Raw genomic sequence first — 13,827 nt, 5'->3', positions numbered from 1 at the left:
GACAGGCCCTAGGACCGTTCAGGGCCAGAGCGGGCGCGGTCCGTCAAAGATCGCGGCCATCTGCCAGGCGTCGAACCGTTCCACGGCGATCTCGCCGACCGCCTCGATGCCCACGCCGAGGGCGTCGGGCAGGGTGGGGTAGATCCGGGCGGTCAGGGCCCGGCCCCCGGCGAAGATCTCCAGTGCCGAGTGGTCGACGAGGATGCGCAGGTCGACCTCGCCGTCCCCGGTCAACGGGATTTCTCCGTAACGGGGTTCGGTGTCGACGGTGGGATCGAGGCTGCTGGACTCGCGGTGCAGGCGCAGCGCGCCGGCGCCGTCCCGCGCACGGGCCACTTCGACGACGGTGCGCTCGGACCCGTCGCCGGAGGCGCGGACGGTGACGCGGGCGGCGGTGCCGGGGGCGAGGCGCAGGGTGGCCTCGATGTCGAGCTGGTCGCCGCGTACGGCGTCGAGTCCGGCGTAGACGCCGTCCGCGACGGTGACCGGGCCGGTGCGGACCGACTCACGGCGCAGCCGGGTCAGTTCGGGAACCGGGGCGTGGGCCAGGCTCCCGTCGGCGGCGAGTGTGACGACGCGGGGCAGTGACATCACGCCGCACCAGCCGGCCTCCGCCGCGGCGTCCTCGTCGCGTCCCTCCTGGAGCCAGCCGAACATGATGCGGCGGCCGCGGTCGTCCCGGGTGGACTGGGGTGCGTAGAAGTAGCGGCCGCCGTAGTCGAGGCGGTGCAGCCGGTCCGGGGTGAAGGCGTCGCCCTCGTAGCGGCCGGTCCAGTAGAGGGGGTGGTGGGTGGTTCCCTCGTCCCAGGCGGAGAAGGCGAGGATGTCGGCGCCGTCGACCCGGAAGAGGTCGACGCACTCCCACATGGTGCCGGTCCAGTCGGGGTCGGCGGCGGTGCCGGTGGACGCGTCGCCGGTCAGCAGCGGGCCGACGTAGCGCCAGGTGCGCAGGTCCTCGGACTCGTAGAGGAAGGCGGTGCCGCCCTCGCCCCGGATGCCGGAGCCGACCAGGTGCCGCCAGAGTCCGCCCTCCCGCCAGACGCAGTGGTCGCGGAAGGCGGTGAGATCGCCCGGCGGCGGGGCGGTGATCACCGGGTTGGCCGGGTCCTTGCGCCAGGTGCGCAGATCGGGCGATCCGGTCGCCACGCAGGGGAGTTCGCGGTCGCCGTGCCGGCCGGAGTAGACGAGCGTGGGTGTGCCGCCGTCGTCGACGAGGACGCCGGACCAGCAGCCGTCGCGGTCGGGGCCCTCGGCGCCGGGGACCAGGGCCACGGGTTCGTCGGTCCAGGTGACGAGGTCATGGCTGGTGGCGTGGCCCCAGTGGATGCGGTGGTGGGCGGCGGCGAGCGGGTTGTACTGGTAGAAGAGGTGGTAGACGCCGTCCCGGTGGGTCAGCCCGTTGGGGTCGTTGAGCCAGCCGCCGGGGGCGGTGAAGTGGAAGCGGGGCCGGTGCGGATCGAGCACGGCACGCTCGGCCAGGCCCTGCGGCGCGTCCTGGTGGCGGGCGCGGGGCAGGGTGAGGTCGTGGGTCATGGTCAGCCGTTCTCGGTTTCCGGGACCGCTGCCGTCAGGACGCGGCGCGCGGTGGGGGTGGCGGGGGCGTAGAGGTGGCAGCGCACCCAGTGCGGTTCGCCGTCGTCCTCGCCGATGACATGGCGTACGGGGGTGGTGCGGCTGCACGTTCCCTCGGCCGTGTACGGGCAGGACTCGGGGGTGAGGACGGCGGCGCGCAGGGCGGCCCGCCGTACCGGGTCGTAGGGCTCGGTGCGTTCCGGGTCGGGTACGGCGGAGAGCAGGAGCTGGGTGTAGGGGTGGGCGGGCCGGTCCATCAGGGCGAGCGAGTCACCGCCCTCGACGAGTTCCCCGGCGAACAGCACCTGGATCGTGTCGGCGACGTAGCGGGCCGAGGCGAGGTCGTGGGTGATGTAGAGCATGGAGATGGAGCGCTCGTCGCGGAGCCGGCGCATCAGGTTGAGGATGCCGACGCGTACGGAGACGTCGAGCATGGAGGTCGGTTCGTCGGCGAGGACGAGTCGGGGGTCGACGGCCAGGGCCCGGGCCACGGCGACGCGCTGGCGCTGTCCTCCGGAGAGTTCGTGCGGGTAGGACTGGAGCATGTCGGCGTCGAGTCCGACGGTGGTCATCAGGGCGCGCAGGTCGCTCTCCTGGGCCGGTTTCCCGTGCAGCAGCAGGGGGCGGCGCAGGAAGTGTTCGACGCGGTGGACGGGGTTGAGGGAACCGAAGGGGTCCTGGAAGACCATCTGGACCGCGCCTCGGTAGGCCCGGGACGCGCCGCGCTTCTGGGTCCTCAGCACATCCTGTCCGTCGAGGCGGATCTCTCCCCGGGTGGGCTGCTCCAGGCGGGCCAGGCAGCGGGCCAGGGTGGACTTCCCGCTGCCGGACTCCCCCACGAGGGCGACGATCCGCCCGTGCGGGATGTCGAGGTCGACGGCGTTCAGGGCCCGGTGGCGCGCTCGGGAGAAGAGCCCTCCGGAGGTGAAGTCCTTGGTGAGGCCGCGCACGCTCATCACGGGCGGGCGGGTGGCGGTGGTGGCGGGCGCCTGGGGCGTCATCGCGGGCCTCCGGCGGTACGGGCGACGAAGCGGCCCTCGGCCACCTCGCGCAGGTCGGGGATGTGGTGCGAGCAGTCGGACCGGTCGTCGGGGCAGACGGCGTGGAAGCCGCAGCCGCCGGCGGTCCTGGGGGCGTCGGAGAGTCCCGAGAGGTGGACGCGGGGGCCGGTGAGCGGCGGGAAGGCGCCCATCAGGGCCTGGGTGTACGGGTGCAGGGGCTCGGCGAACAGCGCCTTGGCGGGGGCGAGTTCGACGAGTCGTCCGCCGTACATCACGCCCATGCGGTGGGAGAGTTCGATCATCAGCGACATGTCGTGGGTGATGAACAGGACGGAGAAGCCCAGCTCGCGCCGGAGGTCCCCGATCTGCGCCATGATCTCCTGCTGGACGACGACGTCCAGGGCGGTGGTCGGCTCGTCCATGATGAGGAGCGAGGGCTTCAGGGCGACGGCCATCGCAATGACGACGCGCTGGCGCATCCCGCCGGAGAGCTGGTGGGGATAGGACTTCAGCCGGGCGGGGTCGATGCCGACGAGTTCGAGGAGCTCGCCGGAACGGGCCCTGGCGTGGCGCTTCTTGAGCTTCTCGTGGGTGGTGAAGATGTCACCGATCTGCTCACCGACGGTGAGGACCGGGTTGAGGGAGTTCATCGCGGACTGGAAGACCATGGCGATCTCGCGCCAGCGGAAGGCGCGCAGTTCACGGGGGTCCATGGCGAGGACGTCGCGGCCCTTGAAGCTCACGGAACCGGTGATGACCGCGGGGGGCTTCAGCAGCCGCATGATCGCGTTGGCGACGGTCGACTTGCCGCAGCCGGACTCCCCGGCGAGGCCGAAGACCTCACCGGGTCCGATGGAGAAGGAGACGTCGTCGGCGCCCAGCACGCTGCGGCCGTCGCCGCCGTACGCGACCCGCAGGTTCCGCACGTCCAGTACGGGTCCGTCGAAGGACGAGGTCATGGTTCAGCTCTCCTTCCGGTTGACGGCCGGGGCCTCGGTGGCGGCGGCCCGTACTTCGGTGACGGCCCGGGCCTCGGTGACGGCCGGGGCCTTGGTACGGCGGGCGCGCAGTCGGGGGTTGGTGATCTCGTCGACGGCGTAGTTGGCCATCGCAAGGGCGAAGGCGACCAGGGCGATGCAGAGGCCGGAGGGGACGAAGACCCACCAGGCGCCGGTCATCAGGGCGCCGTCGTTGCCGGCCCAGTAGAGGTTGGTGCCCCAGCTGACGACGGAGGCGTCGCCGAGGCCGAGGAACTCCAGGCCGGCCTGGGCGCCGATGCCGAAGATGACACAGCCGAGCAGGGTCGTCATGACGACCGAGGCCATGTTGGGGAGGATCTCCCGGAACATGATCCGCAGCGGGCGTTCGCCCGACACGACGGCGGCGGCGACGAAGTCCTTGCCCCGGATCGACTTGGCCTGGGCGCGGAGCACCCGGGCGGAGCCCGCCCAGCCGGTGATCACCAGGACCAGGATGACGGTGGTGGTCCCGGGCGGCATGAACGCGGCGAGGATCACCAGCAGCGGTACGCCGGGGACCAGCAGGAACACATTGGTGATCAGGGACAGCAGGTCGTCGGTGATCCGGCCGAAGTAGGCGGCCGCCATGCCGACGAGCACGGCGAGCGCGGTGGCGGCGAGCCCGACCGAGAAGCCGACGAGCAGGGAGCTGCGGGCGCCCCAGAGCGTCAGGGCGAGGACGTCCTGCCCCTTGGCGGTGGTGCCGAACGGGTGGGCGGCGGAGGGCTCCGATGCGCCGGTGCTGTTGATCTTCGAGGGGTCGCCGGGGGCGATCACCGGGGCCAGGGCCGCGAGGAGCGCGAACACCACGAGGACGGCCGCACCGAACAGGGCCTTCCGGTTGGCGAGCAGGGCGCGGAACAGTCCGGTCCGGCCGCGCCTCGGCGCGGGCGGCGTGCCGTCGGGTGGGGCGGCCGGTGCGGCGGGGGTCGCTCGGGGGTCGAGGACACTCATGAGGGGTCTTCTCCTTCTCAGCCGCTCAGCGGACGCGCACGCGCGGGTCGAGTCGGACGTAGACGAGGTCGACGAGGAAGTTGGCGACCAGGACGGCGGCGGTGATGGTGAGGAAGATCCCCTGCATCAGCGGGTAGTCCAGGCCCTGGACCGCCGCGAGCAGTTGGAAGCCGACCCCGGGGTAGGCGAAGACGACCTCGGTGAGCAGTGCGCCGCCGACGACGAAGCCGAGCGCCATGCCGAAGTTGGTGACCGAGGGGAGCATCGCGTTGCGGGCGGCGTAGCGGAACATGATCCGGCCGGTGGAGAGGCCCTTGGCCTCGGCCATGGTGATGTAGTCCTCGGCCGCGGTGGCGATCATCGTGTTGCGCATGCCGAGCATCCAGCCGCCGACCGACACCAGGACGATGGTGAGGGCGGGGAGCACGAGGTGGGAGGAGGCGTTGGAGATGAACTTCCAGGACAGCTCGGGGCTCAGCCCGACGTCGAAGGCGTGCCGCAGCGGGAACCAGCCGAGCACCATGCCGAACAGGTAGAGCGCGCCCATGGCGAGCCAGAAGTACGGGAACGAACCGGCGAAGACCAGCAGCGGCGGGAAGACCGAGTCCAGGACGCCGCCCCGCCGCCAGGCGGCGAGGATACCGAGCAGGTTGCCGATGACGACGGCGATGACCAGCGCGGTGCCGCCGAGGAGGAGGGTCCAGCCGATCTGGGAGGCGATGACCTCGGAGACGGGGGTCGGGAAGCGGGACAGGGAGATGCCCATGTTCCCGGTGCAGACGTCACCGATGTAGTCGATGTACTGCCGCCACATCGGGCGGTCGTCCAGCCCGAAGAGCCGGCGGATCTGTTCGATCTGCTCCGGCTGCATCCGGCTCTGCGAGCGGGCGAACATCCGGGAGACGGGGTCGCCCGGCATGAGGCGCGGGAGCAGGAAGTTGAGGGTGATGGAGGCCCAGAAGGCCAGCAGGTAGAAGCCCAGGTTGCGCAGGAGGTAACGCACGGGGTCCCTCTCTGTGTGTGAGGGGCCGGCGGCCCCGCCGGAAGGTGTGCCGGGCGGGACCACCGGGTGACGGGGGTGGGGTCAGCGCTTGACGGGCTTCAGGCTCGTCAGGACGAGGACGGTCGTGTCGCCCCGGTTGGTGAGCGTGGCGTAGGGGTTGTCCTCGGTGGGCCAGCCGGTGAACCGGGTGTCCGTGTACGAGCCCCACTCCGGGCCGGGGAAGAGCGGTACCACGGGCGCCTGCTCGTCGAAGAGCCGCTGGAGGGCGTCGATCTGCTCGCGCTGGCCCGCCTCGTCGGAGGAGGCGGCGAACGTGTCGAGCAGCGCGTCGGCCTTCTTCGTCCCGAACCGGTGGTAGTTGTTCAGCGCACGGGTGCCGACGGGCTTGACCGATCCGGTGCCCAGCGTGTTGCGGTAGAACTGGTACGGGGTGGCCCCGTTGTCGCTCCAGACGATGCCGGTGTCGTAGTCGCCGGTCTCGTATCCGCTCACGACCGCTGCCCAGTCGGGGGATTTCACGGTGGCGGTGACGCCGATGTCCGCGAGGTTCTGCTTGATGATGTTGGCGACGGAGAGCCAGTCGGAGGAGGCCGATCCCACCGAGATGTCGAAGGCGAACGGCTTGCCGTTCTTGAGGGTGCGCCTGCCGTCCTCGCCCTTCCGGTATCCGGCGGCGTCCAGTGCCTTGCCCGCGGCGGCCGCGTCGTGCTTCGTCCAGGTGCAGGACTTCGCGAGGGACGTGTCGCGCCACTTGTCGTAACCACCGGACAGGCCGGTGCAGTCGGCGGGTTCGGTGTAGCCGTTCATGCCGACCTTCGTGACGCTCTCGCGGTCGACGGCCCGGCTGAGGGCCTTGCGTACCGCCACGTCGTCGAAGGGGGCCCTGGTGGTGTTCATCGTCCACTCGACCAGCGAACCGGTGCGCGGGTACCAGTACTTGTTGTGCTCGGGGTTCTTGGCGACGAAGCTCTTGGCGACGTCGGGGATGAAGGACTGCGTCCAGTCCGCCTCTCCGTTGACGAAGGCGAGGTTGGCGCTGTCGTTCCCGGAGAAGCCGAGGACCCGGATGCCTTCGACGGCCTGCTTGTCCGGCTGCCAGTACTCGGGGTTCCTCCGCAGCTCGTAGGACTGGCTCTGGAAGGCGGCGACCTGGGTGTACGGGCCGGTGCCGACCGGGTCGGGGTTGGTCTCCTTCGCCGGGTCCTTCACCTTCTCCCACACGTGCTTGGGCACGATGATCTGCTTGCCCAGCTCGAACACGCCCGGCGAGTAGGGCTTGTTGAGCGTGAAGACGACTTTGCCCGCCCCTTCCGCCCGCGCCGACTCCAGGTACTCGTAGCCGCCGAGCAGCTTCTTCTGGAGGGCGAAGGTGTACGCCACGTCCTCGGCGGTCAGCGGCTTGCCGTCGGACCACTTGACGCCGGGGCGCAGGGTGAAGGTGAGGGTCTTCCCGTCGGGCGCGGTCTCCCAGGAGGTCGCCAGCCACGGGGTGGTCTTCCCGTCGGCGGGGTTGTAGACGAGCATCGCCTCGTAGACGGCCTGGCTGGTGAGCGGTGCGACCACCTGGCCGGGGGCGAACGGGTTGAAGTTGCGGGTGAAGGTGGCGAAGTCCTCACGGGGAATGGTGAGGAGCTGCTTGCCGGAGGTGTCCGCCGCACCGGACGCCCCGGCGCCGCTGCAGCCGGAGAGCAGCAGGGCCGTGGCGGCGGCGGTGGCGAGCAGGGATGCTCTCCGGGCGCGCCGGACACGTATCGACGATGACATAATGAGGTCTCTTCTCTCTCTTCACATAGGCCGAAGACGGGTGAGGATTCCCGTCGGGCTGATTCGCAGTCAGACCGACGAGCGTTCGATCAGCGGGCAGTCGACCTTCACCTGTGTGGTGTCGAGCGGCTCGCCCGCTGTGAGAGCGCCGAGCATGTCGACGCCTTTCGCCCCCATGAGTTCGAACGGCAGGGCGACCGTGGTGAGGCCGGGCCGCAGGTAGGCGGCGATGAGTTCCTGGTTGTCGAAGCCGATGACGGCGATGTCGTCCGGGATGCGCAGTCCGCGTTCCTTGATGGCGTCGTAGGCGCCCATGGCCGTGCGGTCGTTGCCGCAGAACAGCGCGGTGGGCCGGTCGGGGCGGTCCAGCAGGGCGCGGGCGGCGGTGTATCCGGCGTCGGCGGTGGCGTGCCCCGGGGCGATGAGGCCCTCGTCGACGGGGAGGCCGGCCTCGCGCAGCGCCTGCTCGTAACCCTGGCGGCGGCCGACGGCCGCCGGAATGCCCGCGTCCAGGTTGATGAACCCGATCCGCCGGTGGCCCGCCTCGATGAGCCGCCGGGTCGCGGTGCGGCCGCCCGCGACCTCGTCGGGGACCACCGAGGGCAGGGCGCCCCGGGCGTCGAAGCAGTTCACCAGGACGACCGGGACCTCGCGGGCGGCGGGCGGCAGGGTGACGGCCCGGTGCCAGGTGGTGGCGTACAGGAGTCCCTCGGCCCGCTGCTCCAGGAGCTTGTCGAAGGCGGCGGCCTCCATGGCGGGGTCGCTGTCGCCCGCCGTGATGAGCAGGAACTTCCCGTCCGCCCAGGCCCGGTCCTGCGCACCCTTGATCACGTCGACCGCGAAGGGGGCGGTGACGATCTCGGTGATGAGCCCGTACCACTCGCTGCGCTTGGCGGCGAGCGCCCGCGCCCCGGCGTTCGGCCGGTAGCCCAGCTCCGCGATGGCCGCGCGGATCCGGGCCCGGGTCTCCTCCGGGATGGCGGCGTCGGCCCGCCCGTTGAGGACGAACGAGACCGTGGTGCGCGAGACCCCCGCGCGGGTGGCGACATCGCTCATCGTCACCCGACGCGCGCTGCTGCTGGCCACTTTGCCTACCCTCTGCGCCCCGCCGGCGGCGGACCGTTCCTGGTTACGCGCTTTAGTAACGCGCGTTAGTACGATGTTGCAGGCAAATTACGAGCGATGGACCAGCGGTGTCAAGAGGTCTGCCGGACAGGGGTTCCTACGGATGCGCCGACATCGTTGCGGAACCGTCCGCCTCCGTACGCTGTACGGGGTCCGGGAGCGGCTTCGCGGGGGCGGCCCGGCGGAGCCAGAGGAGGGCTCCGGCCAGCACGGCCGTGGCGGCCAGCAGCCAGGGCAGCGGGCCCGGCGGCAGGGCGCCGGCGCCCAGTCCGGCGCCGGCGGCGACCAGCTGCAGGGAGAGCGACTGGACGGAGAGGGCGGTGGCCCGGCCCGAGGCGTCGACCCGGCGGTGCAGCAGGTCGTTCTCGTTGGGGCCCGCGGCTCCGAGGCCCAGGTACACCAGCCCGTAGCCGGTGACGGCGACCGTCGTGGCGAGGGCGCTCATCGCGTGCGCGGTGACGCCGAGCAGGGTCAGCCCCAGCGTCACCAGCCCGAGGCTGACGAGCACCGCGCGCTCACTGCTGCCGGCGAACCGGGCGACGAGCGGGGCGAGTTGGCTGCCGAGGGCGGAGCACAGGAATCCGGCGCAGGCGAGCCCGGCGAAGACCAGGGCCCCGGATTCGGCCGTTCCCATGAGGGTGGCTGCCCGGCCCGGGGTGAGCAGTTCGACGGCCGCGAGCGCGGCGCCGGCGGCGCTCGCGGTCAGCAGGATGCGCCGGATCAGGGCGTCCCGGGCGCCGAGCCGGAGACCGGCGGCGACGGCGGCGGGCACGCCGCCCACGACGCCTCGTACACCGGTCCGGGGCCGGGGCGGTTCGGTCAGGGCGCTCAGCACGTAGAGCACGAAGACGATCTCGACCAGCGCCCCGAGCAGGGCGGGCACGGAGAGCGGGATGACGAGCCCGCCGGTCGTATCGGTGAGCCACTCCCCCAGGCCCGGGGCGAGCCCGAGCAGCCAGGGGAGCCCGCCGCCGAGCAGGGTGCCGAGCGCGAGGGCGGCCGAGGTGGCGGAGCTGCCGCGCGCCAGCCCCGTACGCAGATCGGCGTCGGGCCCCGCGTGGGCGTGAACGGTGTCGACGTACCAGGCCTCGGCGGGCCCGCTGGACAGGGCGCGGGCCAGACCCATCAGGCCCATGCCGAGCGCGATGGCCCAGCCCGCAGCGCCGAGGCCGATGAGGGTGAAGGCGGCCAGGTTGAGCAGCCCGGCGATGGCCAGGACGGGGCGCCGCCCGATGACGTCGGAGAGGCCGCCGGTGGGCAGTTCCATCGCGGCGGCCGTGAGGGAGTGCACGGCGTAGAAGCCGGCGATGGCGGCGAGGCCCATACCGCGCTCGGTGAAGAGCAGCACTCCCGTCGCGATGGACATGCCGATGGGGAACCAGAAGAGAAAGGAGACCGTGACGAACCGGCGACGCGCGGTCGCCCCGTCCGGACCGTGCCCCGGAGCAAGGGCGGCGAGCGCCGGCCCGCCGGTCACGAGGCGTCTCCGGCAGCGGGGGCGTCCGGGGCTCCGGCGTCGGTCGCGTCGGGTCCGGCGGAGGCGTCCGCGCCGCCCTGACCGGCCACCGGATCCGGGGCCAGCGGCAGTCCCGCGGTGAACAGGACGACCTGTTCGGCGCGGGGGTCCCCGGCATCGCGGGCGGTCAGCTCGTCCGTCTTCGCCCGGAGCACCTCCCACAGCTCGGCGAGGGACTCCGGGGTCAGCCGGGGCATCGAGTCACTGACGCCCGACGGCTCCTGCCACTCCTGGCCCAGCCGGCCGCTCTCCAGGTCCGCCTCGTGGCGGTCGAGCGACCGCTGGAGGTGCTCGATCTGGCGGCGGTGCAGGACGTTGAGGATCGTGCTGCCGCCGGGGCTGCGGCGCATCGCCTCATTGCTCCACGAGGTCATGTCGTGCACGGACTTCCAGCGCCGTTCCCGGCTGTCGCGGTGTTCGGCCTCGGTGACGAACGCGTATTTGGCGAGCACCCGCAGGTGGTAGCTGGTGGAGGCCGAGGACTCCCCCGTCCTCGCCGCGAGCTCGCTGGCGGTGGCCGGGCCGTGCTGTCGCAGCAGTCCGAGCAGGGTGAGGCGGAGGGGGTGGGTGAGGGCCTTCAGGGCGGCCCCGTCCTGCGCCGGATCGAGTACGCGACGACCGTCTTCGCTGTCCATGACCGCAGCGTAGAACGGAAGGAGCACTTTCCCAAAGTATTTTTGCAGAATATTTTTTGGAAACCCGGCGGGACCCCGGAGCGGCGCCCGTCAGGACTCGGCCCGGACCTCCCGCCGCGCCCGGAGGACCTCCACCACGTCCCGGCACCAGTCACGGTTGGCCCGTTCGAAGTCCCGTCCCCGCCGGCAGGTGAGGTACGGGCCGACGCGCGCGCCGCGGAGCAGGAACTCCGCCTCGTCGCACCCCCCGCGCATCGTGCGCAACTGCTCCTCGAACAGCGCGGCCTTGGCCTCGGCGAACGCGAACCGTTCGGTGAGCCGCTCGATCAGCACGTCGGTGTCGAGATGATCGGCGGCCTGGACCTGGACCAGCAGGTCCTCCCGGAGGAACGAGGGCTTGGCCGCGGTGGAGGCGAAGCTCTCCAGTTCGGCCAGCCCCTCGCCGGTGACGTGGAACAGCCGCTTGTTGGGGCGCGCCTCCTGGACGACCTCGCGCCCCGCGACCAGTCCCTCCTTCTCCAGCCTGGCCAGCTCCGCGTAGACCTGCTGCGGCAGGGCGTGCCAGAAGTTCGCGACGCCCGCCGCGAACGCCTTCGTCACCTGATAGCCGCTCAACTCCTCGTCGAGCAGCGCCGCCAGCACCGCGTGGCGCAACGCCATCGGACCGCCTCCCTCTCCGCGGCGGCCGGGCACATCCCCGCCCACCCCTGTCCGGAACACCGACCCTCATGATAGTCATGAAACTGACTAGTCACTTTCATGACTATGCAGCGCCCCTCAGCGAGGACGCACCTCATCAAGGAGGACACATGACCACCGCAGTGGACCGTTTCCGCGCCGCCGTCGACCGTCGCGACCTCGGCGCCCTGGACGATCTGTTCACCGAGGACATCCGGCTGTACAGCCCGGTGAAGTTCACCCCGTTCGAGGGCAGGCCGATGGTGCTGGGCCTCTTCGGCGTCCTGCTGCGCACCTTCGAGGACTTCCGTTACGTCGGTGAGTTCGCGGGCGCCTCGCAGACGAGCGCCGACGGGACCGAGGCCCCGTCGGCGGTCCTGCTCTTCCGGGCGACGGTCGGCGGCCGGGAGATCCACGGCATCGATCTGCTGCACCTGGACGACGACGGGCGCATCAAGGAGTTCACCGTGATGGTGCGCCCGCAGTCCGCCGTCCAGGCGCTGGGCGAGGCGGTGCTCGCCGGCCTGGTCGCCGACGGCCTCGTCCCCGCCCCGTAACGGCGCTCGGCGGCGGTGCTCGCGATCAGCGCGCCCGCGCCGCCTCCAGGGCGTCCGCGACCAGGCCCAGGAACCGGGCGTGGTCGCGGGGCCCGTAGAGGGGCTCGGGGTTCCACGGGACGACGGGCGTCGGCGCGCCCTCGCTCCCCCGCAGCTCTTCCAGCGGGGCCGCGTGGGCGCGGATGTCGGTCAGGATCACCTCGGGGCGCAGCGCGAAGGTGTCGGAGCGGCTCTGCGTGGACCAGTTGGCCCCGGGGCCCTCGGCCGGCTCCACGACCTGGACGCCCAGCTCGGTGAGCACGCGCAGCTCGGGCCACATCCTGGGGCGCGCGACATGCGCCTGGTCCTGGCCTGCCGGGGAGAGGGCGAGCACCCGGGGCGCGTCGCCGGACGTGACGGCGACCACGGAGCGCAGCCGCTCCCGGGCGGCGTCCAGATCCCGGTCCGCGCCCGGCCGGGCCGTGGCACCGAGCGAGCGGGCCAGTTCGGCGAACCGGTCGCCGATCTCACCGAACGTACGGGCCTGGCTGACGTCGAGGACGACCACCGGGACCCGCTCCTCCAGGGGCTTGGCCGTCTCGGGGGTCAGCCCGTAGACATGACCGCCGCCGTAGCTGACGGCCACCACGAGGTCCGGCCCGGTGCTCAGCAGCCGCTCGACGTCCAGGGCCGCGCCCGCACCGACGTACGCGACCTCGCCCAGCGGCAGGGTCCCGGTCTTCGCCGTGTCGGGGTCCGGTCCGTCGTGGTCGGAGCCGAAGATCCCCACCGGCCGTATTCCGAGGTCCCACAGGGTGGCCCCGGCCTGGACATAGGCCAGCACCCGCTCGGGCGTCCGGGACGCCGTCGACTGCTGACCCCGGTCGTCGGAGAACCGCCATTCGCTCTGCTCCGTCACGTCACACACGCCCCTCTGCCGCCGACTGCCGTTCCATTCGTGCGAGTTCGTACACGTGTACCTGCCCACCTCCTCGCCGCCACACCCCTCCGGCCAGGGAACAAACGGCCGTCAACCGGTTTCGGGCACGAAGGGCGGTCGGCGTCACGGAATGTTAGAAATGAGGGACCCTCAGTCACCGGGGCGGCGCTCTCGGCCGGCCCTCATCCGGACGGAGCCAACTCCCCCCATGCGCGCGACCCTTTTGAAGGCAGCCCTGGCCGTCGGCGTCGGCGCATCGCTCTGTGCGGCCTCGGCGGACGCCCCGGCCACGGCCGGGGCCGCGGCCCGTCCGTCGGCGGAAGCGGCGGGAGCGGAACGGTGCCCGGTGGTCGATGTGCTGGCCGTCTACACACCGAAGGCGGCGAAGCGGGTCGGCGGCGAGCACCGGGTGCCCTCGTCGGCCCAGCAGATCGCCACGCGGATGAACCGGTCACTGGCGGCGGGCGGGCTCTGCGGCGCCATCCGGGTCGTCCACCCGTACACGGCGACCGGGTACGAGGGCTCGGAGGAGTTCCGCGCCGCGCACACCGTCCTCAAGGACCACTCTGCCGGGCTCGGACGCCAGGTGCACGAACAGCGGGCGCGGTACGGCGCCGATCTGGTCACGCTCGTCGTGGACCGGGTGGAGCGGGGCGGCGGCACGGCGGACTACACGCCCGCGCTCGACGGTTCCACGGACGAGTACGCCTACGCGGTCGTCGAGGCCGACGGCATCGGCCTGGATTCGGCGAGCCACGAGATCGGCCACAATCTGGGCCTCGCCCACGACCGTACGACGCTGGCGGGCGACACGGACGGCTCGATGAGCGTGAGCCGGAACCGTCCGTACAACACCGGCTGGATCACCGAGGACGGCAAGCACTACACGATCATGGCGTACCGCTCCGCGTGCGGGGACCACTGCCGGCGGATCAGCCGGTTCTCCAGCGCGACGGAGACGTGGAAGGGCCGGCGGCTGGGCGACGCGGACAACGACGGCGTACGGGTGCTGCGCGAGACCCTGCCGATCGTCGCCGGATACCGCGACAAGCGCTGACCCGGCCGCCCCCCCGGGGCGTCCCGT

Annotated in this window: 13 protein-coding genes; 2 read left to right on the top strand and 11 right to left on the bottom strand. The window is 71.9% G+C overall.

Features of this window, described 5'->3' with window-relative positions; genetic code table 11:
- Positions 1 to 18: 18 nt before the first annotated feature.
- The 10 genes from IE272_RS32195 to IE272_RS32150 all read right to left on the bottom strand — a co-directional run bounded on the left by IE272_RS32195 (position 19) and on the right by IE272_RS32150 (position 11,249).
- Positions 19 to 1,533, bottom strand: coding sequence for a glycoside hydrolase family 32 protein (locus IE272_RS32195; RefSeq protein WP_190009262.1), 1,515 nt, complete (start codon positions 1,531 to 1,533; stop codon positions 19 to 21).
- 2 nt (positions 1,534 to 1,535) lie between these two features.
- On the bottom strand, positions 1,536 to 2,573 hold the full coding sequence (locus IE272_RS32190) for an ATP-binding cassette domain-containing protein (protein ID WP_050362623.1): 1,038 nt from the start codon (positions 2,571 to 2,573) through the stop codon (positions 1,536 to 1,538).
- Entirely contained in the window at positions 2,570 to 3,532 is a 963-nt protein-coding gene (locus tag IE272_RS32185; RefSeq protein WP_073960404.1) for an ABC transporter ATP-binding protein, read from the bottom strand. Before IE272_RS32185 ends, IE272_RS32190 begins: the two co-directional genes overlap by 4 nt.
- Before the next feature lie 3 nt (positions 3,533 to 3,535).
- Positions 3,536 to 4,546 (bottom strand): ABC transporter permease, encoded by a 1,011-nt coding sequence (locus IE272_RS32180; RefSeq protein WP_050362626.1) that lies wholly within the window; start codon positions 4,544 to 4,546, stop codon positions 3,536 to 3,538.
- A 25-nt stretch (positions 4,547 to 4,571) separates the two neighbouring features.
- The gene (locus IE272_RS32175; protein WP_050362628.1) at positions 4,572 to 5,549 is read right to left on the bottom strand and encodes an ABC transporter permease; all 978 of its coding nucleotides are present in this window, start codon (positions 5,547 to 5,549) and stop codon (positions 4,572 to 4,574) included.
- 81 nt (positions 5,550 to 5,630) lie between these two features.
- Positions 5,631 to 7,313 carry an ABC transporter substrate-binding protein gene (locus tag IE272_RS32170; protein WP_057661148.1) on the bottom strand — a complete coding sequence of 561 codons (1,683 nt, stop codon included), beginning with the start codon at positions 7,311 to 7,313 and terminating at the stop codon, positions 5,631 to 5,633.
- Positions 7,314 to 7,382: 69 nt separating this feature from the next.
- Entirely contained in the window at positions 7,383 to 8,399 is a 1,017-nt protein-coding gene (locus tag IE272_RS32165; RefSeq protein WP_229897871.1) for a LacI family DNA-binding transcriptional regulator, read from the bottom strand.
- A gap of 136 nt (positions 8,400 to 8,535) precedes the next feature.
- Positions 8,536 to 9,915, bottom strand: coding sequence for an MFS transporter (locus IE272_RS32160; RefSeq protein ID WP_190009260.1), 1,380 nt, complete (start codon positions 9,913 to 9,915; stop codon positions 8,536 to 8,538).
- On the bottom strand, positions 9,912 to 10,589 hold the full coding sequence (locus tag IE272_RS32155) for a winged helix-turn-helix domain-containing protein (protein ID WP_073960400.1): 678 nt from the start codon (positions 10,587 to 10,589) through the stop codon (positions 9,912 to 9,914). The genes IE272_RS32160 and IE272_RS32155 overlap by 4 nt, the downstream gene beginning before the upstream one ends.
- Positions 10,590 to 10,679: 90 nt before the next feature.
- Positions 10,680 to 11,249, bottom strand: coding sequence for a PadR family transcriptional regulator (locus tag IE272_RS32150; RefSeq protein ID WP_050362632.1), 570 nt, complete (start codon positions 11,247 to 11,249; stop codon positions 10,680 to 10,682).
- Between the two features lie 149 nt (positions 11,250 to 11,398).
- Between IE272_RS32150 and IE272_RS32145 the strand changes: the two genes are divergently transcribed.
- Entirely contained in the window at positions 11,399 to 11,824 is a 426-nt protein-coding gene (locus IE272_RS32145; RefSeq protein WP_057661154.1) for a nuclear transport factor 2 family protein, read from the top strand.
- Positions 11,825 to 11,849: 25 nt separating this feature from the next.
- Here the strand turns inward: IE272_RS32145 and IE272_RS32140 are convergent, their stop codons facing one another.
- A complete protein-coding gene (locus IE272_RS32140; RefSeq protein WP_190009258.1) occupies positions 11,850 to 12,722 on the bottom strand; it encodes a substrate-binding domain-containing protein in 873 nt (290 codons plus the stop codon).
- A gap of 229 nt (positions 12,723 to 12,951) precedes the next feature.
- Between IE272_RS32140 and IE272_RS32135 the strand changes: the two genes are divergently transcribed.
- Positions 12,952 to 13,800: a M12 family metallo-peptidase gene (locus IE272_RS32135; RefSeq protein ID WP_056700229.1), complete on the top strand. Its 849-nt coding sequence runs from the start codon at positions 12,952 to 12,954 to the stop codon at positions 13,798 to 13,800.
- The last annotated feature ends 27 nt before the right edge of the window (positions 13,801 to 13,827 follow it).

The sequence above is a fragment of the Streptomyces anulatus genome, assembly GCF_014650675.1.
Classification (GTDB): Bacteria; Actinomycetota; Actinomycetes; order Streptomycetales; family Streptomycetaceae; genus Streptomyces; species Streptomyces anulatus.
Note: the sequence above shows the minus strand (reverse complement) of the source record. Positions and strands in the feature narration are given on the sequence as shown.